This is a genomic window from Bartonella sp. DGB2 (assembly GCF_046843095.1).
GTDB lineage: Bacteria > Pseudomonadota > Alphaproteobacteria > Rhizobiales > Rhizobiaceae > Bartonella.
The window spans coordinates 679,287-705,033 of the sequence record NZ_CP177325.1 but is presented as its reverse complement, the minus strand read 5'-3'; the positions used below and the strand labels follow the sequence as shown (position 1 = coordinate 705,033).

Annotated in this window: 36 protein-coding genes, 1 tRNA gene and 1 pseudogene; 12 read left to right on the top strand and 26 right to left on the bottom strand. The window is 42.9% G+C overall.

Going from position 1 to position 25,747, the window contains the following annotated elements; genetic code table 11:
• The first annotated feature begins 61 nt into the window (after positions 1-61).
• On the top strand, positions 62-916 hold the full coding sequence (locus ACK28X_RS03870; protein ID WP_412057155.1) for a hypothetical protein: 855 nt from the start codon (positions 62-64) through the stop codon (positions 914-916).
• A 247-nt stretch (positions 917-1,163) separates the two neighbouring features.
• Here the strand turns inward: ACK28X_RS03870 and ACK28X_RS03865 are convergent, their stop codons facing one another.
• From ACK28X_RS03865 to ACK28X_RS03845, 5 genes are all read right to left on the bottom strand, one after another.
• Entirely contained in the window at positions 1,164-1,382 is a 219-nt protein-coding gene (locus ACK28X_RS03865; RefSeq protein WP_412057092.1) for a hypothetical protein, read from the bottom strand.
• A 34-nt stretch (positions 1,383-1,416) separates the two neighbouring features.
• On the bottom strand, positions 1,417-1,926 hold the full coding sequence (locus ACK28X_RS03860) for a hypothetical protein (protein ID WP_412057091.1): 510 nt from the start codon (positions 1,924-1,926) through the stop codon (positions 1,417-1,419).
• Between the two features lie 49 nt (positions 1,927-1,975).
• Entirely contained in the window at positions 1,976-2,419 is a 444-nt protein-coding gene (locus ACK28X_RS03855; RefSeq protein WP_412057090.1) for a hypothetical protein, read from the bottom strand.
• Positions 2,420-2,714: 295 nt separating this feature from the next.
• Entirely contained in the window at positions 2,715-3,251 is a 537-nt protein-coding gene (locus ACK28X_RS03850; protein ID WP_412057154.1) for a hypothetical protein, read from the bottom strand.
• Positions 3,252-3,370: 119 nt separating this feature from the next.
• Positions 3,371-3,757, bottom strand: a complete 387-nt coding sequence (locus tag ACK28X_RS03845) for a hypothetical protein (RefSeq protein ID WP_412057153.1) — start codon at positions 3,755-3,757, stop codon at positions 3,371-3,373.
• An 86-nt stretch (positions 3,758-3,843) separates the two neighbouring features.
• Here ACK28X_RS03845 and ACK28X_RS03840 point away from each other — a divergent pair, with 86 nt between their 5' ends.
• The 9 genes from ACK28X_RS03840 to ACK28X_RS03800 all read left to right on the top strand — a co-directional run bounded on the left by ACK28X_RS03840 (position 3,844) and on the right by ACK28X_RS03800 (position 9,590).
• A complete protein-coding gene (locus ACK28X_RS03840; RefSeq protein ID WP_412057152.1) occupies positions 3,844-4,158 on the top strand; it encodes a helix-turn-helix domain-containing protein in 315 nt (104 codons plus the stop codon).
• Positions 4,159-4,357: 199 nt separating this feature from the next.
• Positions 4,358-4,738 carry a hypothetical protein gene (locus tag ACK28X_RS03835; protein WP_412057151.1) on the top strand — a complete coding sequence of 127 codons (381 nt, stop codon included), beginning with the start codon at positions 4,358-4,360 and terminating at the stop codon, positions 4,736-4,738.
• A 35-nt stretch (positions 4,739-4,773) separates the two neighbouring features.
• Positions 4,774-5,469 (top strand): hypothetical protein, encoded by a 696-nt coding sequence (locus tag ACK28X_RS03830; protein ID WP_412057150.1) that lies wholly within the window; start codon positions 4,774-4,776, stop codon positions 5,467-5,469.
• A gap of 2 nt (positions 5,470-5,471) precedes the next feature.
• Complete coding sequence (locus ACK28X_RS03825; RefSeq protein WP_412057149.1) at positions 5,472-6,323, top strand: hypothetical protein; 852 nt, start codon at positions 5,472-5,474, stop codon at positions 6,321-6,323.
• 2 nt (positions 6,324-6,325) lie between these two features.
• Positions 6,326-6,802, top strand: a complete 477-nt coding sequence (locus ACK28X_RS03820; protein ID WP_412057148.1) for a hypothetical protein — start codon at positions 6,326-6,328, stop codon at positions 6,800-6,802.
• Between the two features lie 12 nt (positions 6,803-6,814).
• Positions 6,815-7,591, top strand: coding sequence for a phage recombination protein Bet (gene bet, locus ACK28X_RS03815; protein ID WP_412057147.1), 777 nt, complete (start codon positions 6,815-6,817; stop codon positions 7,589-7,591).
• A complete protein-coding gene (locus tag ACK28X_RS03810) occupies positions 7,563-8,210 on the top strand; it encodes a lambda exonuclease family protein (RefSeq protein WP_412057146.1) in 648 nt (215 codons plus the stop codon). Before bet ends, ACK28X_RS03810 begins: the two co-directional genes overlap by 29 nt.
• 79 nt (positions 8,211-8,289) lie before the next feature.
• Complete coding sequence (locus ACK28X_RS03805) at positions 8,290-8,529, top strand: hypothetical protein (RefSeq protein ID WP_412057145.1); 240 nt, start codon at positions 8,290-8,292, stop codon at positions 8,527-8,529.
• Entirely contained in the window at positions 8,529-9,590 is a 1,062-nt protein-coding gene (locus ACK28X_RS03800; protein WP_412057144.1) for a tyrosine-type recombinase/integrase, read from the top strand. Before ACK28X_RS03805 ends, ACK28X_RS03800 begins: the two co-directional genes overlap by 1 nt.
• Positions 9,591-9,684: 94 nt before the next feature.
• Here the strand turns inward: ACK28X_RS03800 and ACK28X_RS03795 are convergent.
• The 3 genes from ACK28X_RS03795 to ACK28X_RS03785 all read right to left on the bottom strand — a co-directional run bounded on the left by ACK28X_RS03795 (position 9,685) and on the right by ACK28X_RS03785 (position 12,917).
• Positions 9,685-9,760 (bottom strand) — tRNA-Thr (locus ACK28X_RS03795).
• Between the two features lie 228 nt (positions 9,761-9,988).
• Positions 9,989-11,437 (bottom strand): MFS transporter, encoded by a 1,449-nt coding sequence (locus tag ACK28X_RS03790; RefSeq protein ID WP_412057143.1) that lies wholly within the window; start codon positions 11,435-11,437, stop codon positions 9,989-9,991.
• A gap of 268 nt (positions 11,438-11,705) precedes the next feature.
• On the bottom strand, positions 11,706-12,917 hold the full coding sequence (locus tag ACK28X_RS03785) for an NADP-dependent isocitrate dehydrogenase (protein ID WP_412057142.1): 1,212 nt from the start codon (positions 12,915-12,917) through the stop codon (positions 11,706-11,708).
• A gap of 657 nt (positions 12,918-13,574) precedes the next feature.
• On the opposite strand from ACK28X_RS03785, the gene ACK28X_RS03780 reads away from it, so the two are divergent.
• Positions 13,575-14,582, top strand: coding sequence for an antA/AntB antirepressor family protein (locus tag ACK28X_RS03780; protein ID WP_412057141.1), 1,008 nt, complete (start codon positions 13,575-13,577; stop codon positions 14,580-14,582).
• A gap of 92 nt (positions 14,583-14,674) precedes the next feature.
• Here the strand turns inward: ACK28X_RS03780 and ACK28X_RS03775 are convergent, their stop codons facing one another.
• Together ACK28X_RS03775 and ACK28X_RS03770 are read right to left on the bottom strand one after the other, a co-directional pair.
• Positions 14,675-15,004: a helix-turn-helix domain-containing protein gene (locus ACK28X_RS03775; protein WP_412057140.1), complete on the bottom strand. Its 330-nt coding sequence runs from the start codon at positions 15,002-15,004 to the stop codon at positions 14,675-14,677.
• Positions 14,991-15,368: a type II toxin-antitoxin system RelE/ParE family toxin gene (locus ACK28X_RS03770; protein WP_412057139.1), complete on the bottom strand. Its 378-nt coding sequence runs from the start codon at positions 15,366-15,368 to the stop codon at positions 14,991-14,993. Before ACK28X_RS03770 ends, ACK28X_RS03775 begins: the two co-directional genes overlap by 14 nt.
• A gap of 146 nt (positions 15,369-15,514) precedes the next feature.
• On the opposite strand from ACK28X_RS03770, the gene ACK28X_RS03765 reads away from it, so the two are divergent.
• Positions 15,515-15,670, top strand: a complete 156-nt coding sequence (locus tag ACK28X_RS03765) for a hypothetical protein (RefSeq protein ID WP_412057138.1) — start codon at positions 15,515-15,517, stop codon at positions 15,668-15,670.
• Between the two features lie 127 nt (positions 15,671-15,797).
• On the opposite strand, the gene ACK28X_RS03760 is transcribed toward ACK28X_RS03765, so the two are convergent.
• From ACK28X_RS03760 to ACK28X_RS03685, 16 genes and pseudogenes are all read right to left on the bottom strand, one after another.
• On the bottom strand, positions 15,798-16,157 hold the full coding sequence (locus ACK28X_RS03760) for a hypothetical protein (RefSeq protein WP_412057137.1): 360 nt from the start codon (positions 16,155-16,157) through the stop codon (positions 15,798-15,800).
• 100 nt (positions 16,158-16,257) lie between these two features.
• A complete protein-coding gene (locus ACK28X_RS03755) occupies positions 16,258-17,262 on the bottom strand; it encodes an outer membrane protein (protein WP_412057136.1) in 1,005 nt (334 codons plus the stop codon).
• A 232-nt stretch (positions 17,263-17,494) separates the two neighbouring features.
• Positions 17,495-17,749, bottom strand: coding sequence for a hypothetical protein (locus tag ACK28X_RS03750; protein WP_412057135.1), 255 nt, complete (start codon positions 17,747-17,749; stop codon positions 17,495-17,497).
• A gap of 59 nt (positions 17,750-17,808) precedes the next feature.
• Positions 17,809-18,183: a hypothetical protein gene (locus ACK28X_RS03745; RefSeq protein WP_412057134.1), complete on the bottom strand. Its 375-nt coding sequence runs from the start codon at positions 18,181-18,183 to the stop codon at positions 17,809-17,811.
• Complete coding sequence (locus ACK28X_RS03740) at positions 18,170-18,511, bottom strand: ImmA/IrrE family metallo-endopeptidase (protein ID WP_412057133.1); 342 nt, start codon at positions 18,509-18,511, stop codon at positions 18,170-18,172. The genes ACK28X_RS03745 and ACK28X_RS03740 overlap by 14 nt, the downstream gene beginning before the upstream one ends.
• A complete protein-coding gene (locus tag ACK28X_RS03735) occupies positions 18,492-18,665 on the bottom strand; it encodes a hypothetical protein (protein WP_412057132.1) in 174 nt (57 codons plus the stop codon). Before ACK28X_RS03735 ends, ACK28X_RS03740 begins: the two co-directional genes overlap by 20 nt.
• A gap of 169 nt (positions 18,666-18,834) precedes the next feature.
• Positions 18,835-19,500, bottom strand: coding sequence for a lysozyme (locus tag ACK28X_RS03730; RefSeq protein ID WP_412057131.1), 666 nt, complete (start codon positions 19,498-19,500; stop codon positions 18,835-18,837).
• Between the two features lie 63 nt (positions 19,501-19,563).
• Positions 19,564-20,793, bottom strand: a complete 1,230-nt coding sequence (locus ACK28X_RS03725) for a contractile injection system protein, VgrG/Pvc8 family (protein WP_412057130.1) — start codon at positions 20,791-20,793, stop codon at positions 19,564-19,566.
• Positions 20,794-20,797: 4 nt separating this feature from the next.
• Positions 20,798-21,013 carry a tail protein X gene (locus ACK28X_RS03720; RefSeq protein ID WP_412057129.1) on the bottom strand — a complete coding sequence of 72 codons (216 nt, stop codon included), beginning with the start codon at positions 21,011-21,013 and terminating at the stop codon, positions 20,798-20,800.
• A 1-nt stretch (position 21,014) separates the two neighbouring features.
• Positions 21,015-21,395, bottom strand: a complete 381-nt coding sequence (locus tag ACK28X_RS03715) for a phage tail protein (protein ID WP_412057128.1) — start codon at positions 21,393-21,395, stop codon at positions 21,015-21,017.
• The gene (locus ACK28X_RS03710) at positions 21,392-23,269 is read right to left on the bottom strand and encodes a hypothetical protein (protein WP_412057127.1); all 1,878 of its coding nucleotides are present in this window, start codon (positions 23,267-23,269) and stop codon (positions 21,392-21,394) included. Before ACK28X_RS03710 ends, ACK28X_RS03715 begins: the two co-directional genes overlap by 4 nt.
• Positions 23,253-23,393 (bottom strand): GpE family phage tail protein, encoded by a 141-nt coding sequence (locus tag ACK28X_RS03705; RefSeq protein WP_412057126.1) that lies wholly within the window; start codon positions 23,391-23,393, stop codon positions 23,253-23,255. Before ACK28X_RS03705 ends, ACK28X_RS03710 begins: the two co-directional genes overlap by 17 nt.
• A gap of 41 nt (positions 23,394-23,434) precedes the next feature.
• Positions 23,435-23,695, bottom strand: a complete 261-nt coding sequence (locus tag ACK28X_RS03700) for a phage tail assembly protein (RefSeq protein ID WP_412057125.1) — start codon at positions 23,693-23,695, stop codon at positions 23,435-23,437.
• A gap of 12 nt (positions 23,696-23,707) precedes the next feature.
• Entirely contained in the window at positions 23,708-23,962 is a 255-nt protein-coding gene (locus ACK28X_RS03695; protein WP_412057124.1) for a phage major tail tube protein, read from the bottom strand.
• 32 nt (positions 23,963-23,994) lie between these two features.
• Complete coding sequence (locus tag ACK28X_RS03690; RefSeq protein WP_412057123.1) at positions 23,995-24,204, bottom strand: phage major tail tube protein; 210 nt, start codon at positions 24,202-24,204, stop codon at positions 23,995-23,997.
• Positions 24,204-25,389 (bottom strand): annotated as a pseudogene (locus ACK28X_RS03685) (phage tail sheath subtilisin-like domain-containing protein). The gene ACK28X_RS03690 and the pseudogene ACK28X_RS03685 overlap by 1 nt, the downstream one beginning before the upstream one ends.
• Positions 25,390-25,747: the final 358 nt, after the last annotated feature.

The following is a 25,747-nucleotide window of genomic DNA, read 5'->3' as shown; positions in this document are numbered from 1 at the left end:
TAAAACGCGAATACAGTGCTTTGCTATTGAATAAATAAAACGCAAAGGGGGGTAATTACGGATGTGGGATTGGATAAGCAAAAACTTAGTCTGGATTATCCCTATAGCGGGAATAATAATCACGATTATTGGGCGTATTATAAAATTTGTCCACTTATGGAACAAAAATAAGACAAACAAAGAAGCTCTAGAAATAGAAAAAAATAAAGCCAAAAGCTTGGAAGAAAACACGATAATTTCTTTAGCAAAACTTGGCTTGAATTTAGAGGAAAAAAGAAAAGTTGATCTTGGACTTCCCTTAGAAATAGAGCGAATACATGCATATTTTCCAGAAAGTAATGAATGTGACTTAAGCAATAAAGATGGTAGTTTTTCGCGGGAGCTCATAGTTTCATTAAAATTAATAAATAACTCCAACAACAGTATAATCATCAAGGATATCTTTATATCCGATGACAATCCATTAATTTTTAAAGAAAATGCATGCACATTTGAGTCCTTTAAAGATAAAATGAGAAGTCTAACCAATAAGATTGGTAGTCTTTTCATGGAAAACGAACAAGAATATATCGAAAAGATGTATGATGATGAATCTTATGTTCTCCATTTAGAGTTTATTGGAACGGAACTTAATCCCATTTTGCGTGAAAATCCTACAGCAAAAAGGACAGAGGAAAAACACCTTTGCTTCTATGGATCATGCAAAAAAGCTTTAGAACAGTCTTGTGTATTATTGAAAATCATCAATATACGCCCTAAAAAACAGCACATTAATTATACTATTCTTGATCTACATTTCCTGTGCAATGAGCCGTACAATGAGCCAAAGATTACACTTCATATACATCATACATCTGCCAATGATCATAATGAGACGGTACATATAAAAAATATAGTCTTGATATCCCTCCTATAAAATAAAGTTAATAATCTATCCTTGCAATTCCTTTAGATTTTCTAGTTCACTTTTCGCTTCTTCTATCTTGTATTTTATAAATCTTTTTAAGACTACTGTCTTCTTATTCCGGATTTCTTTCTATATAAAATATTAGCACAAGTGTACTTTGTTTTTTTTATTCTTTTTTTGATAATAAAATAAAATAATAGTAGAAATAGCGACCAAAAAAAAAAAAATATTGGATTGTTGGCATGAACATTTTTTATCACTTTCTTTTCACAGTTAAAATATCTCTTTCTATTTCAGAAAACTTTTTCATCAAATCTTCTGTTGTCATCTCTTCCTCTTTGAGGATTGCTGAATTTTGTTCTATATCTATCGTTATCTGATTTATAAGCTTAATATCTCTATGCGATATGAAGAAAATCCAAGTACATAAACTCAGAGATAAGCCTATGATTGAGAATAAAATACTTTCTGTCATTGTCTCGCGCACCTTATAATCTAGCTTTTCTCATCTAATGGGTTCCTCGAAAGGCTTTTCTTTGACGAACCCAATTTTTCCACGCAACGATCCAGTGATGTTTCTGGTAATATAATTTTTCGCCGTAACAGTACCTGTTTTCAAAAGCTTGACGAAACCTTTCGGCTTCTAATATAGCCCCTTCCTCCGTGAAGCCTTGCTTTTGAGCAAAGTCTAAATCAAGCTCGAATGCAAAAGGTACGCGGTACCCATGTGCCGTTCCTTCTTCATCATATTTATTAGGCTTTGTTTCGGAAGACTCTATAAATGGTTCTAGGTCTCGGCCTTTAGGATCCTTAATAAGCTCTTCCTGTTGGCTAGTAATTATATCAATCTGACTTTGCATATCCTTTAGGTAATTAATGATACGCGCGATTTCTTTTTCAGAACGCTCTTGGCGCTTTTGCGATAGTTTCCTAAAAGCATAAGCGTTGAAATAAAATCCAAGGCAAAGCAGGAGGAGTGCTGTAGATACTATTGAAAATATTATTTCTATTGTGGTCATAGAATGCACCTTTCTCTCAGCTAGATTTTCTTGCTTGTTTTTCCATTTCTCATATCAAAGAATATCCCTTAAGAAACTTAATGTAGTTTTTCTTCTCTTTTACTTCTTCTCTAAGTTGCGTTCTATCTATCTCGAACATCCGTAGCATAAATGACATGTCGGATATTTTATTAGAATTTTCCTTAATAACGCTGTCCTTTTCCTTAATAACGCTGTCTTTTTCCTTAATGATTTTCCTTAGCTCTAGTATGGCCTCTTGCTTTTCATCTTCAGGCTTTTTTAGGTCGTTAATAGACTTTTTTAAGTCCTCAATAGTCCTATTCTGATCAGAAATAGCTTTACTTTGATAAAGGATAACCCCTTTATTCTCTCTATTGATACGTCTATACTTTTCTAAATCAAGCGGATTGCCATACACGCGGTAAAACCAAACTGCAAAGCCTATGAAAATGATGTTTACAGCCAAAGAGGCTAGCGCAATGATGATATCCATTTCACATATCCCTAATGCATCTTAGTAATACGGCTTTTTTCATCGTTCTTTCCTTTCAACTACTGAGAGTTTCTCGGTTGTTGCGTCATCATTGCGATGTACATGCTGAGTTGTCTATAGACGTTTCGGGGGGGAATTTGACCATAAAAAAAAAGCAAATTATACAAATACAAGCAGGGAGAATGCCAAAATATCGGCGCTTTTGTATGAAATATATTATTCCAGCTATCATACAAATGAGACTGGTTATTAAAAATATTACCATTGCAATTTCAAAAGCTATCATATTAATTCCCTACTCTATTTTTGTCTGTTCGCTTGGATTTGTTACATATTGCGCTGTACAACAGCATGTTTTTGTAGGTTGAGTGGTAACAAAAACTGATGTAACTATGTAAGAAAGAGCCCAGAGGGAAATGATGAACCACCCAAGGCGTGGAAATAAATCCGTAAGAAAATCAAACCCAAACCATACATAAAATAAACAAGCTGCTATAAAAATTGTTAAAGCAATAGTAAATGTTGCCGGAGTAGTAACAATATCCATTTCCTTAATATCCCCGTTCTTCTTAATGCATCTTTGCGTGTCTTCTGATGAACTATCTTCATCGCTTACGATTTGGTCATTGTCTTCAACGCTAATGCCAATGCGGACAAGGTGGACATTAGGATGTTCGCCTTTCAGAAAACCGCTAAGGTTTTTGATCATGTACTCTTGCTTGTTTAGGGCGTTTTCTGCTTCAAGGAGCTTACTGGTAAGCTCTTCTATGGCCTCTTTTTGTTGGGCTATTATGCGCTTATCGAGGCGGTGGGCGTAGTAACCGCTAGCCATAGAAATTAGATAGACTGCTGATACGACGGCGAAAATGAGTCCTAGTAGCATGGTTATATTCCTTTAGGCTTTGCATTTTAGGAATGCGGTTATCTGTGCCTTTGTTTTGGGTGTGCTCTTTATGTATGCACGCTATAGTTGTTATGATTGCCACCCGCGCCCACTCGGGGGTTTGACTGGGCGCGGGCGGCGTCCTGCGGTAGGTCGGACGTACCGCAAGGGGGGGAGTTCGCTTCTTGACCGTTATCTCTCTGTGCTAGAAGCGCTTGCAACCGTTCTGGATAAAAGAAGTCATCAGGGCGCAGGTCTAGGCCATTACGCCGCGCGTATTCGAGAAGGCGAACTTGATGCTTAGCAGGGATAAATCCTCCGCATCCTCCTTTCTCTTTCGAATGTGTAAAGCGATAAACTGCCCCCTTCTTTAAACGCAAAATAATTGAAACGCGGTCTATGCCGCCCATATATTTAATAAGTGTAGCTGCCGATTGATTTTGCATAACAATCATTATTTCAGATAAAACGAATTTTCTCAAGTTATTTTTTCAGTTTTTTTGATGTTGATATTTTTTAGAAAATGAAGAAAAGATAAATAATGATACAGGAACAGTTAAGATTATGGCTTGTTGAGAAGTTAAACAACAAAGGCCGCGGTAGTAAAAAAGAACTTGCCGCGACCCTAGGTGTATTACCATCAACTTTAACTAGCATTCTTAAGAACGAAAATGGTCACAGGGCTATAAAAATTGATGAGTTAGTTAAGATAATCAATTTTTTTAATGAAATACCCCCATTTCTTTTGGGCAATGAGGCTGATTTCATCAAATTATTTTATCGTTCTCCACCGCATGTTCAGGATGCTGTGATAACTCTCCTTCAAAATTCCCATCCTTCAACAACGAATAAATAGCTAACGCACGAAGGGTTGGCTCTGCTTCCTGCCATATTTTTTTGATTTCAAAAAGGTTCAATTATATATCCTCCGTCTGTTTTTTCATTTTTTCTGAATTATTGTATTGACATAATTCGGAAAACATGAAAAATTATAGCTAGAAACCACGAAGAAGCAAGCGCTGATCTGGTTAGTTTAAAGGGATATGGAGGTTGAAATGCACACGAAAGCACCGTTTTTTGTAACAAGCGATGAAATCTTATTGCTCACCTATTCTGACGGAGAACACGTAGGCAAAAGCGGCCCATTTTTAGATGAAGACGATATCTTAGACATGCTTTCGGCTATGGATGGCGTAGAGAAAGTACTTTGCATTAATCCAAAAACGCAAAGCCTTGTCGACATAAGCGAACAGGTCGCCGCCCTCTATTTAAAAACAATCGACCTAGTGCCTGATGACGATATAGCCCACCCCTTGGTAAGCAATAGCCAAGCCTATGCCGACCTTATGGCTGAGTGGGAAGAACAAGCCTTTAATGATGCTTATTACGGCACCTATGCACAACAGCACCGCTTAAGTGCGGCTGATGCTTTGTGAGGCGTCATGAAAGAAGCCTTAATCTGTATCGTTGAATGCCTAGGCTTTCTAACCCTCTTCGCGCTCGGATGGTTTGTCTTGATCGCCACTTAATCATACCAAAGGAATTTAACATGACGTCTCTAAGTCCAAAATACCGCTTGTTGAGAGATGAAAGCATCACCGTAAACGGCCATAAACTCTATCGTATCCAAGCCTTACGCGATTTTGGAAACGTCAAAAAAGGCGATAAGGGCGGCTTTGTTGAGAGTGAATACAACCTAAGCCATAAAGGCGATTGTTGGGTTAGCGATGATGGGCGGGTTTTTGAATATGCGTGTGTTTTTAGCGATGCGCAGGTTTTCGGCAATGCGCAGGTTTCAGGCAACGCAAAGATTTATTGGAATGCGTTTATTTCAGACAACGCGAAAGTTTCAGGCCATGCGGAAGTTTCAGGCAATGCACATATCTTCAACGATGCGCGGGTTTGTGATGATGCGTTGGTTAGTGATAGCGCGCACATTTCAGGCCACGCGATCGTTAAAAATCATGCGCGTGTAACAGGCCATGCGGAAGTTTCACGCAACGCTTCTGTTTCAGGCCATGCGTGGATTTTCGATCATGCACAAGTTACAGAAAATGCGCAGGTTTCAGGCGATGCGTATGTTTCAGGCAACGCGAAAGTTTCAGGCCATGCGCATATTGATGGTGACAGGGTAATAGACGGCGACACAGTCATCACAGGGGAATAGGCATGGAAAAGAAATATGAACTGACTCAAGAAACAAGAGAGGTAGACGACCGTACACTCTACCGTATCAAAGCCTTACGCGACTTTGGTGATATCAAAGCGGGTGATTTAGGCGGTTTTGTTGAGAACGAATACCGCCTAAGCCATGATGGTACCTGCTGGGTCGGGGGTGATGCATGTGTTTTTGATAATGCATATGTTTTTGATGATGCGCGGGTCTCAGATGATGCGTGTCTTGATTGGAATGCGCTAGTTTTTGGCGCGGCGAAAGTTTCAGGCAATGCGGAAGTTGGTGGCAATGCAATTGTTTATGACAATGCGCAAGTTTTTGGCAACGCAAAGATTTATTGCAATGCAAAAGTTTTTGGCAACGCAAAGATTTATGACCACGCAAAAATTGCTGAAGGGGCGCAGGTTTTTGGCAATGCAGAGGTTTATGGCGATGCACAAATTGAACGCAACGCACGTATCGAAGGTAAAGCAGTAATAGACAGCGATACGCACGTTTCCGGCGGTACAGTCCTCACACATAGCTACATACAAGAGAAATACCAACTCACTAACGAGATCAAAGAGATAGACGACCATACCCTCTATCGTATCCAAGCCCTACGCGACTTTGACGATGTGAAAGCGGGTGACTTGGGCGGCTACATTGAGCGCGAGGACAACCTAAGCCATGAAGGCGATTGTTGGGTCGCTGACAATGCACAGGTTTTTGACTATGCGCGGGTTTGTGATGATGCATTGGTTAGTGGCTATGCGCAGGTTTCAGGCCATGCGCTTGTTGAAGGTAATGGAGTAATAGGCGGCGATATCCACGTTTCTGGTAACACAGTCATTACAGGGGAATAGGCATGGAAAAGAAATATGAACTGACTCAAGAAACAAAAGAAATCGACGGCCGTACACTCTACCGTATCAAAGCCCTACGCGACTTTGGTGATATCAAAGCTGGAGACTTGGGCGGCTTTGTTGAGAACAAATACCGCCTAAGCCATAATGGCACCTGCTGGATCGGTGATGATGCATGTGTTTTTGATACTGCATGTGTTCTTAGCAATGCGCAGATTTTTGACGATGCGCGGGTTTTTGGCGATGCGGAGGTTTCAGATGATGCGCAGGTTTTTGGCGATGCGCGCATTTCAGGCAACGCGAAAGTTTCAGGCCATGCGCAGATTTCAGACAATGCAGAAGTTTGGGGCAATGCACGTGTTGGCGGCAATGCGCAGATTTCAGGCAACACGCATATTGCCGCCTCCATAACAATTGCAGGCAATGATTGTATCAGCGGCTATACCCGTATCACGACTACCTCCACCACCCCAGCTTAGGAGAAACCACTAATGACACAACTTGTTCAATCCCCCCTTGCTCTTATGGCAAGCAACTATGGCTTCTCAGAAGAGGCCTTTCGCCAAACCATTATGAAAACTTGCATGACAGGCAATATAGCGGCAGAAGAATTCGCCGCCTTTATTTCCGTTGCCAATACCTACGGCCTTAATCCTCTAACAAAAGAGATTTACGCGTTCCCAAAACGTGGTGGCGGTATCACACCCATTGTGTCCATTGATGGCTGGATTAAAATCATAAAATCTAATCCAGCCTTTGATGGCATGACCTTTAAAGATCATTTCGACCAAGCAGGCAATCTCATATCCATTACCTGCTCAATACGGCTCAAAAGCATTAAAGACCCAATAGAGGTCACGGAATATCTAAAAGAATGTCAACAGCAAACCGACCCATGGCGTAAATGGCCTGCCCGTATGCTACGCCATAAGGCGACTATCCAATGTGCCCGTTATGCCTTTGGCTTCTCTGGTATCTATGATGAAGACGAAGCAACACGCTTAAATGCCCCCGTATCAGAAAGCCAAGAAGTCTTTGCCGATGCAGAAACGCTTGCCGTGGTGCAACAGCTGATCTTGGATACAGAAACAGACGAGGCAAAAGCCCTAGCATCGGTTCATGCATCAAGCTTTGAAAGCCTATCGCAAAGCCAAGCGCAAACGCTTTTGCAACTGCTTAAAAGAAACAAGCTTTGCACAGTTCACAAGCGCAAACCCTTTCTGTTGCTTAGAGGTTCATATGGAACAAAGAACTGCCGCATGGTTTGATGCCCGCCTTGGCAAGGTGACTGCCTCTAAGGTGTATTGCGTTGTCAATAGAACAGCAAAAGGCCTGCCAAGCGCGGCCTATGAGGATTATAAGATCCAGCTATTGACCGAGCGGCTTACCGGCAAGGCGATAGAGACCTATGTAACGGCGGCCATGCAATGGGGCATTGATCATGAGTATGATGCCTTGGAAGACTATAGCTTTATGACGGGGCATGAGGTTAGTGCTTGTGGCTTTATTTCCCACCCTAGTATTGCCATGGCGGGGGCAAGCCCAGATGGCTTAGTAGGTGATGATGGTCTGATAGAGATCAAATGCCCCAATTCCACCACTCATGCCCGCTTTTTAATTGATGGGGTTATTAAGCCCGAATGGCAAGCACAGATGCAGTTTCAACTGGCGTGTACGGGGCGGCAATGGGTGGATTTTATTAGTTTTGACCCACGCTTTAGCGAAAGGAATGCAAGCTTAAGGAGTGAGATCAAGCGCCTATGGCGTGATGAGGCACGCATTCAAGAGATAGAAGCATGTGTGCATGCCTTCCTTGAAGAGGTGCAGGCTCTTGAGGATAAGTTGATTACTAACAACAAAATAATCACAAAAGGCTTAGTCCTTTAGCAAATGTTTTACATAGTCACATCACGAATTGAGACGCGCGTAGAAAGCATGAAGCGATAAAAACATTAGGACTGGAATCATGGCAGTAGCAATTTTTGAAATACCTAAAACCCCCACGCGGCTTTTGAAGCCAAAAGAGGCGGCGATTTATTGCCGTTTACCAGAAAGGCAATTCCCTGCTTTATGTCCTGTCACTCCTCTTGATTTGGGCAATGGTGTACGTCTTTACGACATTAATGATCTTGATCAATGGATTGACAGTATGAAGGGCGATCCAAAGACAATCGAAGATGATGCAATTATTGGGCGGATTGGATAATGACACGTGTTCGGATTAAGGGCTTTAAAATTTTCAAAGACCGTCATGGAAAAACACGTTGTTATCATCGTAAAACGGGGCTCGCTATTGATCTTGATAAAAGGCCTTTAGGTTCAGCGGCCTTTATTGCTGAATGCACGCGTATTTATGTGTTAGAAGGAAAAGCCCATGAAGCCAAATCAGGTACTCTAGGCTCTTTAATTGCCGCTTATCGCCAACACCCTGCCTATACAGATTTAGCGCCCAAAACCAAAAAAGATTATGAGCGTTATTTTAAGTATCTAGAAGGAATAGCTGACGTGGTTTTGGTTAAGTTCAGCCCGCCCTTGGTCGTAAAGATACGTGATCGGATAGCCGAAAAGCATGGACGACGAAGCGGCAATTATCTTAAAACAGTTTTATCAATTGTGTTTGCTTGGGGCAAAGAACGTGGACTTATTGCTAGCAATCCAGCGGCTGACATCAAAGCTCTAAAACGCTCAAAGAACGCTCCATATGCTAATCGGCCATGGAAAGATCATGAGCGTGAGGCAGTTTTAGCTGCTTTACCAGATCATATGCGTTTGCCTATTTTGCTCATGATGTTTTGTGGGCTGGATCCTCAAGACGCATTACTTTTGCCAAAGTCAGCTTTAGATGATGGTAGAATTAACACAAGGCGCAGTAAAACTAGGGTAGGGGTATGGATGCCTATTCCGCCCGCTATTGCACATGAGATTGAGAGCTCCAAGGCTATGGCAAGCGCTTCAACGATGCTTTGCGTAAACAGCAAAGGTCAGCCTTGGACAGTATCAGGGTTCCGCGCTTCATGGCGTAAGATCAAATGTCGTTTGGAGAAAGAAGAGGTAATAGGTTTGGGTCTAACATTAAAAGGGTTGCGTCATACGGTGGCAACTATCCTTGCCGAGATTGGTATGGATGAAAGAACCATTGCTGATGTGCTAGGTCAGAAGACTATTGAGATGGCGCGGCATTATTCGCGTTCAGCTGATAAAAGCAAAAAGGTGGAAGCGGCAGTGATAAAATTAGGCCATGCAATGAACAAGAAGGGGGTTGAATAACACCATGAAATTGTCAAACCTTATCGAAAAAGTGTCAAACCTTCTTGAAAAAGTTAGGAATAAAAGTAAAAAAACAACTAAATCAATATGTTATTGGTGCCCCCAGAGAGACTCGAACTCCCGACCCCCTGATTACAAATCAGGTGCTCTACCAACTGAGCTATAAGGGCGACACGACAGCAGATAACACAAACTTTAGAAAAGGAAAATAGGAAATTTGCATATTTCAACTATTTTTTATGGACAGACCTCCTTTATTTTAGCCTGCCTGAATCCTTCTTCTATGTAACCTAACATTGAATTAGCATCTAAAAACGACTTCTGACCATCAATAGATTCTTTTTTATAGCCCTAGAGCTTGCCCTAATGTTTAGATGTAACGGTTGACATTGGGGTTATTAATCTTGTTTAGGGTCAAGCATTTTGCGCTGTTGCCTACGTTGTTCACGTTCCATGGATCTTGCCACCAAAACTGCATAAAAGGTGCATAAGGTGGCAAAGAGTAGCGTGTAAAAGGCAAAAAGCGCGCTTGCTGCTTTACTAGTCCCCTCTACCCCACCTGGAGTCACAAGCCCGCTAAAATTAGCAATCAAACCGGAAATAGCCGCACTCAATGCCACAGTAAAAAGCATGGTTGTGGTAAGCGATGCGCTCGCTCTTTCAGCATCATGGCTACCTGCACACTGCAAAATTCTTGCTAAAAGATGTGGCCAAATAGAGCCAATCGCAAACCCGGTAACGACTAAAGCCAAAGAAATAATTATCAAAACACTGTTTGTACTTGATGGGATGGGAATCATAATAAAAAGTGTCGCCATGGCTCCAGCGCTTATGAGTGGAACGGATTTAAGAATAAAACGGATGGTGGACAATTGAGCTCCCGCACTTATAAGCGTGCCTAAGGTCCATCCAATGCTAAGAAGTGAAGCAAGATAGCCTGCGGTTAATGGCCCACAATTATGCAATTTTTGCAAAAATAGTGGCAAAAATAATTCGCTCCCATTGGTAGCAATAGGCAAAAGAAAAACTAATATATAAAGCGGAAATAAGGGGCTTTTGGGGAAAAGAGCACGCTTGGGTAGCATTCGATTTTTGCTGGTAGACTCTTGCCAAACTAGAAGCCCAAGAAGCGCCACCCCACCAAGCAAGCTTATTATTTGTCCGCTAAGCGTTTCAAATGCGCTACCTATGGAAATAAACAACACAGAAAGGCAAAGAGAAGTGATTTGGGGTAAGGGCAAGGATGTTTTTTGTGTGTTATTAGTATTTTTTTTAGGTAAGATTTTCAAGGAGAATATAGCAAAAAATAAGGAAAGAGCCGCCACCAGCCAAAAGGCGGCGCGCCAAATAGCATATTCAGCAAATAAGCCTCCGACCGCCGGCCCTAAAAGCGTTGCAATGCCCCACATACCAGAAATAACTGCTAAAGCGCGGGGCCATAAAGGAGCGGGAAAGATAATACGTACCATCGAATAAGACAGCGACAATAGTAGCCCCCCTCCCAGCCCTTGAACTGTCCGGCCTAAAAGGAAAAAAGGCATAGTCATTGCGGATGCAGCAATTAACGTGCCGCAACCAAAGAGTAAGGCAGCATAAGTATAGGCTAGTCGCGGCCCAGCCCATTGTAAGAGGCGGATAGAAAAACTCGCGCTTACCAAAGAAGCAACAATAAAAACTGTAGCTGCCCAAGCATAATATTTTTCGCCCCCAATATCATGCACTAAGGAGGGAAGGATAGTGACAACCATATAAACATTAATAGCGTGTAACGCCACACCACCTGCAAGAGCAGCAGAGCGCAGAGCATTACGCCCTGATAAAAGTGCTGACCAACCATGTTCAGTCATGATATTCCCCGATCGTTTTTATAAAATTCCAATACACGCAGGCCTAGATATGGGGGAGAGGAAAATGCTCGATAAAATAGAAAGCACACATAATTATATGACATCTAATCCCCATAGTTTAGACGCTTTATAAAAGCGTCTAAACCACAAGAGATACGAAAATATAAAGCTTGGCTTAAGGTGCGCCATATTAGTTACCCTTTTTCCCTATAGGGAAGAGTAAACGTAAGAGCCGTAGCTCAACGAAAAAATCATTTAGCGAAGGATTTTAACGCATGTTTTTTTGCAAATTTTCATCAATTTTATCAAGAAAACCAGTTGTCGAGAGCCATTTTTGTGATGGTCCAATCAATAAGGCTAAATCTTTCGTCATAAACCCTGATTCAACAGTATCAATACACACTTTTTCTAAAGCTTCAGCAAAAGACAATAAATCATTATTATTATCCAATTTAGCGCGATGAGCTAGCCCACGAGTCCAAGCGAAGATTGAAGCAATAGAATTTGTAGAAGTGGCCTCGCCTTTTTGATGTTGGCGGTAATGGCGTGTTACAGTGCCGTGAGCCGCCTCTGCTTCTACTGTTTGTCCATCGGGGGTCATCAGTACGGAAGTCATTAGACCAAGTGAACCAAATCCTTGCGCCACGATATCTGATTGGACATCGCCATCATAATTCTTACATGCCCAAACGTATCCGCCCGACCATTTTAATGCAGAGGCAACCATATCATCAATCAATCGGTGTTCATAGGTCAATTTGCGAGCATTAAATTCAGCTTTAAATTCATTATCAAAGATTTCCTGGAAAATATCTTTAAATCTCCCATCATAAGCTTTTAAAATGGTATTTTTAGTAGAAAGATAAACAGGTACATTGCGTTGGAGACCGTAATTAAACGATGCGCGAGCAAAATCGCGAATGGAATCATCTAAGTTATACATGGCAAGCGCAACACCAGCGCCAGGCGCGTCATAGACTTCATGCTCAATTTCTTGACCATCTTCACCTACAAATTTGATACTTAATTTACCTTTCCCAGGAAACTTGAAATCAGTAGCTTTGTATTGGTCGCCAAATGCGTGTCGCCCAACGATAATGGGTTGCGTCCAATTAGGTACTAGGCGGGGGACATTTTTACAAATAATCGGTTCTCGGAAAATCACTCCACCTAATATATTGCGAATTGTCCCATTAGGTGATTTCCACATTTTTTTCAGGTTAAATTCTTCTACGCGCGCCTCATCGGGCGTAATAGTAGCGCATTTTACCCCAACACCATATTGCTTGATTGCATGTGCAGCATCAATAGTCACTTGATCAGATGTGGCATCTCGGTTGGTCACGGATAGATCATAATATTTCAGGTCGATATCAAGATAGGGATAAATGAGCTTATCTTTGATAAATTGCCAAATAATACGGGTCATTTCATCGCCATCAAGCTCCACAACCGGATTTGCAACTTTTATTTTTGCCATGCAGTGTTCCCTTTCAATATATGAATTTCTGATGAGCTGCTAGCCCTTACTTTATCACTTTATTAAAAGCGCTAACAATATTTAAAGACAAAAATCATCACATGCAATACAGTTTATATAAGGCGCAACTGGAAAGGCTAAAATAAAAAAGTTACATATTAATATATATGGTACGCCCAAGGGGAATCGAATCACCCATTTTTCACACCTTAACCCTTTGATTTTTCTTTATAAAAAAATAGGTTCGGGATTGATTTTGGGGGGTTCGGGAATAGGTTTGTCGAAAAAATGGCAGTCCTCTTATACGAATTTTATTCCAATCCAACAAAAAAATCAAACCCAAACGAATCAAAATTAAAAGGTAAGAGCATGGGGCAAATCACCTCGCTTGACAAAAATCCTAAAACCGCTATGTTGAGAGCAAGTGCTTCAAAAACACTTTCAACGACAAGCGGCTAAATAACCGAAATTATTTACCGTTCCAAACAATTCGACCTATTGCTATGCTTCTATGCATGTGCCTTATGTCGGGTGTAGTTACGCCATACAATACCCGCAAGGGGAAAGTGTAACGACGGACTTGTCGCCGTGTTTTTGAGCACCCGGCACCCTTACGGGCGTCTTATCAAAAACGTTAATACGACAAGGATTTCAATTATGAACAATCTTATTACAATCAACGAAACAGCTATAGGGCAAGACACTGTGCAAACAGTTGATGCCCGTGAGTTACATGCCTTTTTGGAAAGCAAGCAAGATTTTTCTACGTGGATCAAAAACCGCATAGAGCAATATGAATTCCAAGAAAATCAAGATTATTTTTGCTCCACAAATTTATGGAGCAAAAATCGGGGCGGCCATAACCGTATTGATTACACACTCACTCTCGATATGGCGAAAGAGCTTTCCATGGTTGAGAAAAACGAACGCGGCAAAGAAGCAAGACGGTATTTTATTGAATGTGAACGCCTTGCCAAGCAGGCGGCTAAAAATGGGCAACAAGTACCTTCTATTGCGCCTGCAACACTAACTCTTTCAAGCCGCGAAATCGCCAAGCTATGTTGTAAGCGCCATGATCGAGTCGCAAAAGATATTGAACGTATGCTTTTAGTATTAAAGCGTGATTTGTCTCTCTTTGCGCGTCTTTATACGACCAATAAAAATACCAAACAAACCGAATACCTTTTACCCAAGCGCGAATGCCTTATCCTTGTTTCAGGTTACAGCACAGTGTTGCGGGCAAAGATTGTCGACCGCTGGTTAGAGCTGGAACAAGCAAATCAACCACAGCTACAATTGACGCAAGAAGATGATACCGTCTATCGCCTTCCAGAAGATCGCACAAAGATACCGCTACGCATCAGAGACTGCATCAACAAACACGCCCAACAATTAGCCGCGCTATATCGACTAGAAGCAGAGGCCTATTTGCTTGAGCAGGTCTACCGAGGCGCCGTGGGAATGTGGCGCGAGATATCCTTCTCAAAGGTCGAAGAACGTCTAAAGAAAGTCCTATGGCTAGATGTGGTCGATAAAGAGTTAGCCGAAATGCGCTCTGCCCATTATCTTCTTTTCAGAGCGCTAAGAGACATGATCACAAGAGACGTTAAAAAGCTGGAAGAGCTACACCTTTCAGCGCCTAACGAGCGCTTGCTTGTCGCTTAAGCGTAAAAATGCTTCCCCCGTCTTTAGACGGGGGAAGTGCATAAGCATACTATATCTTTATGGCGATCAAATCTTTAAAGGAAAAGAGGATGCTAAGTGATAGCAGATAAACCTTTATGTTTTACAAGTGATAATAATTTTAATGCTGTCCCACTTGGGCGTTTGATACCACGCTCCCACTGGCTGACTGCATCTTTTGTAACGCCCATGTAACGCGCAAATACTGCTTGGCTTACCTCTTCGCTTTCGCGAAGCTGGCGTATTTCTTCACCACTGAAGAAACTGACTGGAGTTAAACAAGAAGTATCAAAACGGCGCATAGTTTTCTTATCAATCACTCCAGCTTTATACGCATCGTCAACAGCTTCGTAAAGAGCCGCAAAAGCCTCGCTTTGATAAGTCTTTGCCTTATGAATCGTCATCTGTAATCTCCTGCCATGCCCCATTTTCGACAAGTTTGTCGACTTTATCTTCGGTAAAACCTAAAACGATTTTAGCAAAAGCTTTATATTCTCGTTCTTCAAGAGGGCTTAGATTGTCCCGCTCGTTTTTAGCAAAACCGTAAAGAAAGACAGCTTTGTCGTTTTGGCTATAAACGAGGATTGATCGGTAACCTCCTGACTTACCTTCACCTTGGCGTGCAAAACGTTGCTTAATAAGGCCGCCGCCTAAATCTGCATCGATCTTACCCGCCTGAATATCTTTGATAGCGGCAATAAGTTGTTTATCATGGATATGTTGTTTTTTAGTGAATTTACTAAACCATTTTGTTTTAAACAGTCGCATCTATCAAGCCTTCGCGCTTTTATAGATACATAATATAGCGTTTAGTTCTATACTTCAAGCTTATAATGCGTAAATAGAATGGTTCTCCCTAACTCTTAATAAACGAGAGCAAACACCACAATCTTATCAAACTAAAAGCCTTACAAATGATTAGCCTCCTCTCTACCACAGGTTTAAGCCGCTTTATCTTAGCTGATATAGACGACGTGCTGATGAATAGCGCGCGCATTTACCGCACGATCAATGGTCTTGCATTGCGGGCAGTTCGGCTTGAAACAGATAACTATATACCTAAAAAATAAAGCCCTAGCGGAAACTAGGACTTTATTAAAATCAATAACTCAGAAAAGTCATTCATTCATGAATTGGATCAATAGTAGCGTAGATATATTTTCATGTCAAGAAAATTTAACTAGCTAAAATATAGACTTATCTAGTTTTGTCCACGTGAAAATAATAGCGCAAAACGCTAAGCAACAGCTCTATGCTGGAAACACCAACAGCACCACAAATAAACCCCGCTAAACCCATAATATTATTAGGGCTGAGGCCATCATCAACGCCCACCATATCAAATTTTAGCAAGAGATGATAAAGCATATACGAAACGGTGGGTGAAGCATAAATCGCCAATACACCGCCGCCCACCCATTCACAAACCCGTTGCCAACACGATTTATCATGATTGGCCAATTGCCGTACAAAAGCACCAAATATACCAGCAAGCGCTGTTGATAGCATCATGCCAAACCATGAAAGCCAATCGGGGGGTATCTGTTTTTCGGGCATAGGGGATCCTTTGGATTAAGGGCGCATGAAAAAGCCCCACGGTTTTAATAACCATGGGGCTCTAACGTAGTATCTTCCCTAGAAGGGTGATAAGGCTTTATTAGAATTTGAACGCAATACCAACACGAATGTCTTGGTCTTTAAGAGCGTATTTAACTTCATTCGTCTTAAAGGTGAAATCTTTGCTACCGAAGTCATTGTAGCGATATTCAGCCCGCGCCAAAACATTATCAGTTATCGCAAAGTCAAAACCGGCACCAACTGTAAAGCCAAGCAAGATTTGGCTATCGTTTAGTTTTTTAGTTGCTGTGTACTTAGTATTCTTTACACTGTCAGGCAATGGGATGGGGTCTTTTGTGCCATCAGCTTTACTATTCCGCGCAACCGTCGCGGTATCATTGTTTGCAATCTTAACGTTAACAGAGGTATAAGCGATACCACCAGCAAGATAAGGCATGAATCGGTCTACAGCAAAGCCAAAGCGTGCGCGTGTTGCCCCTGACCATTGCTGTTCAAAACTCGTAGTCGTGTTTCTCTTGACTGTAAAGACAGCGGGCGTAGGAGCGCCGTCTGTATCTTGATCGCCAAAAATTGAGCCTAGAAGGTAGTCCTCTAGAGCGGCTTTCTCAGCATCTGTATTATTGAATCTGCCTACGAGCTCCTTAATATCCTTTAATATGCGCTTTAGATGGGGTCGTCTATAATCATGAAGGTATTGGTACTCATCTGAAACATCAGCATCTTTAGTGAGTATTTTAGCCCCCGCAGCCGCTTTTACAAAGTTGAAGTCAGTTTCAATACCAAATACAAGAGAGTTCCCTAAATTGATATTGTAGCCTGCAAAAATATCGCCAAAAAGGCCATTTAAACTTGAGTCGTTAGCATCTGCTTTTACGGCTACGTCTGTATCATTAATTTTAGCATTTTTTCCAAAACTGCTTCCCCCTTGCGCACCAAGGTAAAAACCATCCCAAGAAAAAACAGGGACTTGAATGGCAGGAGCAAGGGGCGCGGCAGGGACTACAGCATGGGGTGCAGCAGCATAGGCCGAGGAAGCACCAATCAGTGTAATAATCGAGATAGAAAGGGCAGTCGTAAATTTCATATTCATATCCTTCTTTGAAAAAAGATTTCTATAATTACTCATTTGTCCGTTATAATCTGTAGTAAAAAAAAACAACATATATAAAAATATTATACCTATGCTTTATTTAGTGATAGAAAACTAGGAGTTTTATAGATCTCATTATTTCCAACAATGTTGTTTTTTGCCGAATAGATCAGTGGTAAGTACCCAACGCGCAAGCTTTGGTTCATCGGCAACAAGGCGTGCGGGCTTATTGACTCGGGGTGGTCTCGTCCAGCCCATGCACAAGGGCGGTGCATTCATCTGACAGCCCGCCAAGAGCACGGCAGAGGTCAAAATCAGAAAGGTTAATAACTTCATCGGTGATTTTGCTCCTCTCACGAAAGGCCGAAACAGCACTCTTTAAGCTATCTACCCGTGCTATGCTTTTGCCATAAAAAAAGCCGCTCATAAAAGCGGCAAGGACTAGGGCACCATAAACCCCAAGGCGGTAGGGAAACGGCATATGCGCTCCTTAATAAGGTTCGAATCAGTCTGCCAAGTGGATTACTACGTATCCTATTGTCATTTGGATATGCCTCGCCCAAAGATATAACCAAGCGCAGTTAGTGAAATTGTGACGGATGTCTTGCTTAGATCACTTAATAACTTGACATTTTCAGATACAAAAAAAGATGCAAAACAAAGAAGTGCAAATATAAAAATACCGCCAACAACTGCTATCAATGCGATAAAAAGGGGCATATTGTCCCAAGAGCCAAAGAATTCACCAAGCTTTCCGATTTTTATTTTTTCTTTTTCTATGCATTGCTGGTGATCAAGTTTTGACAGTCGCATCTTATGCTCTATAGAACTCTTCAAATCCTCTTCTAGTACTGATGAATTATCCGTATCTAGTATAGATACCTCTTTTTTTAAGCCCCCCTTATCCAATGCCATATTCAAACTCTAGTCGGTTCTTAAGCATAGGAATGGAGGTTAAGAATATCTTTGAAAGCGTTGGCAGTGGCTGTTGATAAAATTCATCCAGCATAAAGCGCGGCACAAGCAAATGAGCGGCAAAACAATTGGCTTCTTTTTCTTGCACAGCGTTTTCATTATTCAGGTCTTGGCGCATAAGGACTTTGTACGCGTTTGACGCCGCCCATTCCTTATGGAGTAAGGCATGGCCAAGCTCATGGGCAATGGTAAACATTTGCCGTAAGGGATATTCATCCTTATTGATATAAATCGCGTGTTCCTCGGCGTCATAAAAACCCAGAAACATTGTTAATCGCTTCCTCTGATGTAAAGCTTACAAATTTGAGTTTGATGTTTTCATTTCGTGCAAGCTCCATAACGTTAACGGGGGGAGAACTGATACCGTATGTCTTTAATAGCCCAAGAGCCGTATTCTTGGCTTTAACATAATTGGGTTGCATGGCTCTATCCTGCACTATCTTATCCCCTATAAGTATATAGTACTTTAAACATTCAAAGAGCGTTTATAGGACATTATTCACATCTTATATCACATCTTTGTATTTGTTTCTATAGTAAAAATATTTTAACTAGAACGCTTGATACGTATCTAACCCGTCAGTTAATCAGCTACAACCGTCTCTCTTTTTCATGGTGTAGGAAGACAAAAACACCCACGCTTGCGGCTAAAATCATGATGAGAGCAAATGCCCATTGCACAGGACCAGAACCACTCACAAAGCCACTTAGCCCTGATAAAGAACCAATAAGCGGCGCAATCGTTCCAGCCTTTAACAAGGCGCTCTTCTCGCTTACTTGTGGTGTTTGATAATGTGATACCACAAAGTCACCGCGCGCCCAAAGGCCAGCCTCAGCGGCGCGGCGATTGACCAAGCCAACAATACGCTTACCCCCTGCCTGCACCCATTTGGCAAGTTCACTTGGTACACAAGTGTAATCACCTTGATTAAGCTTCTTGAGAAGGGTTGAGCGTTCAAATGCATCTACCCCCACATTAAAGCAAAAGGAAACAAGTGCTCCAAATTGATTGTCGTTTAATTCAACGCTAACAAGGCCATCAACGGCTTGCTCATATTGGTGCAGATCTTGCAACAAAAGTGCTTCGGCCTCTTGTTCACGCAATACCATGCCTTGTTTGGGATAGGGAGCACCTGCGGCGGCCGTGTGGCCATAGCCAATCGTCCACACACCCGCACTATCGCAATAGGCTTCACGCCTTAAACCTTCCCATTGCTTGATCAGTGCAAGCCCTTCTTTGCTAATCCTTCGGGTCATGATTACTCCAAAAAAAACCCGCCTAAGCGGGGGATTGTGGTTTCATAGAATAGGTGTGGTAAACTAACTTATATGGATCACATCATCATTAGCGGTATTTTGTGGAGGTGCATTGTCATCAATGAGATCATCCTTTGAGGGTGTGGTTGCTTGGATATGATCGACAATGCGCTCTTGGTTTTCATCAAAGATCTCACATTCAACGCTTGTGACATAGCCACTTTCAGCGGTAAGCTTGTGACTTACGCTCAACGCACGCCAAGTGGAGGGCATATAGGGTCGAAACGGTGGCGACAAGACAATCTTGGTTTCTGCCATGATAGAAGGTGCTCCGCCCATCTCAAAGCTAAATTTGGCTTTGCCGCGTGTCGCCTCATTCTTTTGTGTGCTGGCAAGGCTTACCGCCGCCGCCTCATTATGGGCTCTGTGACGCGCTTGTTGATAAGGCGCGTTGCCTACTTGCACGCTTTTTACAGAACCAGAGCGAATATCATTATATTGTACCGTAACACCACCCTTATCCGCAGGCCTGTCGTCTTTCTTATCCATATCCCCGCTATGGATGATATCCTCTTTGCCACTTGGCTTTGTGTCCTTCTCCTCTGGCAATTCCCAAGCTGTGCTGGCTAAACCATTGGCTTGACCCGCCTCAACCCGCGCTTCATAGCTAAACTTCCAGTCAGAACACATGCTTTCTTTAAGCGTAAACACGCCTAAATCAGTGCCACTTAGGCTTTTAGCCGTACCACGCTTAGCCAAAACCAACTTGCCATCTACGGGCTTAGCCACTGCGTCATACATAGAAGCCAACCGTGCCGCAAAGGCCATGTCACTTTCATTATGCTGATCTATATGCCGAATAACAATTTTAGCTAAATCCCTGTCCAACTTCGCTTCAAACCCATTGCGTGTTGCAATCTCTTGAGCAATCGTGCCTAAGGTAGTTTGATGATAGGATTGGCTTTTGGCGCTACGATAGGTTTTATGCATATCAGCGCTATGGCCAGTAATCGTTAAACTGCGCGGATTGGGTTTTAGTGCTATCGTATCAATCGTAAAGCTACCAAGGTCGCGCACCTCTCCCTCTGTATAGCCTAAGCGCACGCCAATAACCGTACCAATCAACGGGATAGTCAAACCATCATGACCCGCGCTCTTTGCATCATCAAGGGTAAGGGTTAAACTATTGCTTTTATTGGCCGCTTCATCCTTTACTTCAACTTCTAACAAATAGGGCGCTATTTTGTTTGTGATGTCTCTCTCATGGCTGATGATCTGACAAATAGGCTGCATGGGCTTAATCCCAAATGTTCACATAGGAGCCTGCGTTGGGGGTCGGTAGATCAGGCAAAACAAGCTTAAGACCCGCAGGCAAATGCGCTCCATAATCGGTCAAACGGTAATTAGCTTCATAAACAAGGCGTAGCGCCAAATCTTGGTAAGCCTTTGGGTAATAATTATAACAAATGGCATCCACCATATCGCCTTCACGCGTAAGATAAATCTCATCCATACTATTGACCGCTATATTCTTTAAGGTTGATGGTAAATTCTTGACGCTTTGGTTGGCCATCACGGGTAAAAATGGTGTTCTCTTCCTCTACGCTTTCAATAATAAATTCGCCAAACACCTTACCATCACCAGAGATAAGCAAAAGCGGTTTTCCCTCGCTCGCCATAGCGCGCATCGCGTCCAACTGGCCATAACCACCACGCCACTGCGGGTAGATCACCCCTTCAAGGCTGATGCTTGTTGCATTAAGCGTTGGGTTTTGCAAAACGGGCTTACGGCCTAAGCGCGCTTGCTCAACCCAGCCATAACTATCGCTTCGTGCCCATCTTTGATAAGGCAATTGCCGCAGGGAAAAGCGAAAGTCGCCTAACGCCATCATCATGCTAAATCACCCAATTGTGCCATGAGCTCACGGCGCTGTTGCATGGCCATGTCTTGCAAGGTACGCTTGATCTGCGCGGCAACGTCTTTAACATCGCCATTGCTTTGCACCGTAAGATTGCTAATCGTTATGCTTGGATTATAGGCAACAGTATTGGGAGCGCTATAGCCACTAAGACGCGGGATAGTAGCAGTGGGCGTTTGTGGTTGGCTTGATGCTATCTTGGCTTGTGCCTGCGCGTCTGCTTCCAATTGGCTATTGCCATCGCTAACAATGTTTCGTTGTACCTCTTCAACGCTTTTAGTCGTTACCGTAGCGCCAACATTAAGGCCTAATTTGTTTTTTACCCAGTTAGGCATCCAGCTGATAAGACCCATAATCTTATCTTGGAGCCATTTTGTTAAGTTATTCCAACCCAATTTTAAGCCATTCCATAAAAAGCTACAGATGCCTTTGCCAAAATTTAACATGCGGCTACCAATATTACTGATAACATCAGTAATAAAGTCAAAGCAGGTTGCAAAAAAGTCAGTAATCCAATTCCAGCCGGTTTTGATGCCCTCCCATAAAAAGCCGATGATCCTCTTACCAAGCCCTAAGAAGTCAATGCTAGATATATAATTGACAACATTGCTAAAGACATCAACAACCTTCTCCCATGAGCTAGCTAGAAAGTCTGTAATGCTACGCCAGTTCTTAATAGCCAGTACCAGCGCGCTAATCCCCACAATAAGCCAACCAATAGGTGTTGCCAGCATCGCCGCGCCTAGACTTATAAAAGCAGGTACAAGCGCCGCAAGTGCCCCAATGAGCGGTCCTGCTATATAGAGGCCAACACCCACAAGCGCCAGCTTTAGGTGATTGCTCAAAAAGCTTGCCACAGGCTTTATGCAATTATAGACCCATTTAAAACTCTCTGCCCAGTCATCTATGCTCTTGCGTAAGTCTGATGTTGGGTCTTTTAAGTCCTTCAAGGTTCCTTTAAACCACTCTAAACCCTCTTTGATCTTGTCATTGATTAAATTCTTATTGGCATCAATCAATTGATTAAGCCAATCAAGAGTCTCTTTCAAAATGGGCATAAACCCTACAGAGATCCGCTTGGTAAAGGTGCTAAAGCGATCCGAAAGGCCTTTCATACTATTATTTAAATCAAGTGCCCCCGCCACCGCATCATCACCAATAATGCTTCCCGAAGCGCGCGCCTCTTGGCGCATGGCTTTGATCTCTTCACGTGTTTTGCCCATAAAGGCCAAAAACTGCGGCCCCTTATCAAGGCCAAAGACTTGCTCGCTTAAGCCTTGTTGGCCTTCTTTCTTCATCTGCCCCATGCGCTCAATGAGATCGCCAAACAGTGCGGCGGGGTCTTTCATTTTTTCTTTAAGGCTTTGTGCACTATAGCCAAGGGCAGCAAAGGCTTCTGCACCTTTCCCTTTGCCCGTGGCGATAAATTCATTGGCGCGCCGTGTCATCTGTGCAAGACCATCGCCCATACTATCAGCCGTTATGTTAAAACTATCGCCTGCATATTGGAGCTCTTGCAAGCTTTCCGCTGAGGTACCAATGGCTTGTGCCCAATTATTAAGGCTAAGGGCATTGGTTGTTAGCTTCTTCTCAAGCCCATAAACACCGGCTACCAAACCACCACTGCCAAGCCCTACAAGAGCTGTCAACTTCGCAATCCGTCCTAAGCTTTTGTTTGCACCAGCCCCCACATTGTCAAAAGCCTTGCCCAAACCTTTGACCGATTTTGACAAGATAGAAAGACCTGTAACCCGCCCCATCTTATTGAGCTTAGTTTGCATACGTTTAATGGGACCGGATATCTTATCTTCAAGCGATAGCTTGATCACGGCATTAGCTAATTTGTCCATGATGATCCTTTGAAGGTGGTGAAGGTGGTTCAGGTGGTGTTAATCTTTTGCGCGCCCACTCGTGCCAAGAGACGAGCTCTTGGGGGGTGAGTTCTAGAAGCTCAGAAAGCGGCCAATGAAACACAAGGGCTAGGTCGGTGATGTAAGTGGCAGTGCTTTCCCAATCTAAGAACGGCGCGCTTTTTGAAAATCCTCAATAATGGTGTTAATCTCTTCTATATCCACTTGATCCAACTCATCCACTGCTTGAGGCGGCCAACCCGATAATTTAGAGATAAGATAGCGCTGAGAGTTTTCGCCAGTCTTAAGGTTGGAAGAAGCAAAAATGTCTTTACCCTTCGCTCTGCGTAAAGTGATGGTCTCGTGGGTGGTGCCCTCGAAAGTAATCGGAATTAAAAGGGTATAGGTTTTTTCTGTCTCAATCATGTTTTTTTTTTCCTAAAGTCCAATATTCGTGCGATGTGCGGCAAGTTGATCAACCCCGCCAATGCGTTGGATCATGTTAACAATGTCAATCTCGGCATATTCCACATTGTCTTGTTCATAGCGGAAATATGAAAGCGTATAATCAATGGTTTGCGTGGTCTTTTGTCCTCCTTGCCATTGGCCAAAGTTCAAGCCTTTTTGAAGGCCACGTACAGAAATCACCACGGGCTCTTCTTTGCTACCTTGCGCCTGCACAGAGCCGCGCAAAATTAACGGCGTGTTAGGTGTGCTAAATAGCGTTAATAATTAGGATCATAATCAGAAATCACCATTTGCATGGTCATGACATCAAGGCCTAACTCAATCTCAACAGGTCCATTCATACCAGCGGCGCGATGGCTTTCTACTTGTACCGTAAGATTAGGCAAAGTGACGCTATCAACGCGCCCAAGGTAAGAGCGACCGTCAAGATAAAGATTAAAATGTTTGAGAAGACGAGGTAACGCCATTAGAAAACTCCCTCAAAATAATCATTGGTTAGCCTTGAGCGAAAGACGATATGCTCAGCGGGTGTTGGTGGGGTGAAGTCTATGTCAAACCACACAACACCATCGGCTAAAGAGGCGGGCCTATTAAGTTCAGGATTGGCAATGCATTTGCCACCAAGAATGGCACCTTGGGCTTTGAGATCACGCAAATAAGCGTTCACACTTTCGCAAACATCGTCAAAATAGGTTTTGGTAATGGTACGGTCAATCGCCCAGAGATGACTACGCAAGATGCTGTCTTCAATCATATCAGCGGTACGTACCACCGGCAAAAAGGCCCATTTGGTTTCGCTTGCCAAGGTACGATTGCCCCAAAGCCGATAGCCATTTTCGCGAATAATGGTGGTGATCTTGCTTGCATTTAACAGATTAGCTCTGCTTGCTTTGTCGCCAAGCGCAAAGTCAACGGGGCGCGCAAGCCCCAATACCCCATTCAAGACTTGGTTGGACGGTGACCACCAAAAACCTTTCTCATAGTCAATTTTGGCAATCAATCCAGCAACTGCGGCGCTTGCCGGCAGGGTAAGTATATGATCACCTGCGCTAACCTTAACAAAGGGGTCAACCATATAAAGGCGCTTGGAAGATAAATCAGCAGCATATTGCTGTGCGTCTTCATCGGTTGTATTGGGTCCATCAATCACTGCAATGGCGCGAAGCTTTTGCGCAATGATGCTAAGCTTAGCAACAACGGGGTTTATGATAGGCTTCTTGCTTTTTTCCTCTTGGGGTCGTTGATGGGTAAAGCCTGCTGCACATAGAATACGTGGTTCGAGCCCTTTTAGACTTAGCGGCTAAGAAGGCGTCAAGGCCTTCATAAGCGCCGGCCTCATTCACACCGCCAAGGACTTTTGCAAAACTTTCCCTATCTTCCTCAACCCGCACCACCACAATCACCGCACCAATTTGGTTAAAGATTTGTGCAACAGCATCAGGGAGTGTGCCACGGGCTTTACCTACTGCGCCTAATTTTGCCGCTTTAAGCCGTGATCCCGCAATCAATACGGGCTCATTAAGCGGGAACACTTGCTCATCAGCATCAGGTGCTGTGCCAATCAAGCCAATAACTGCGCTATTGACTGTGCGTATGGGGCGGGGGCCGTCGTCAATCTCAATGACTTCAGCACCATGTAAAAAATCTGTCATAGGGTAACCTCTTAGAAGGTGGGCAAAACGCAAAAAGCCCACGATGCGCAGGGTGCACAAGGCGGGCAGTTAGGGAGTGTTAATAAATAGGCGTTAGAAAGACTCAACAGCAAAAAGCAGAAGGCTTGAGCAAGCAAGCTATCGAGGGAGACGGGCTCCCTCGACTTAGGCAAGAAGCCCTTGCTGTTATTTGGAGGTTAATTCTATGAGGTTTATCCCCATAAGAGTTAAGCTTACAATTAGAAAAACGTCAGGTTGCTTGCAGATCGATCTGAGCGTTATATTCTTTTGGTAAGCTATCGTGGGTGGTTTTATGCCACCCACACTCCAAATATAGCAAAAGCAGTCAGGGTGTTCA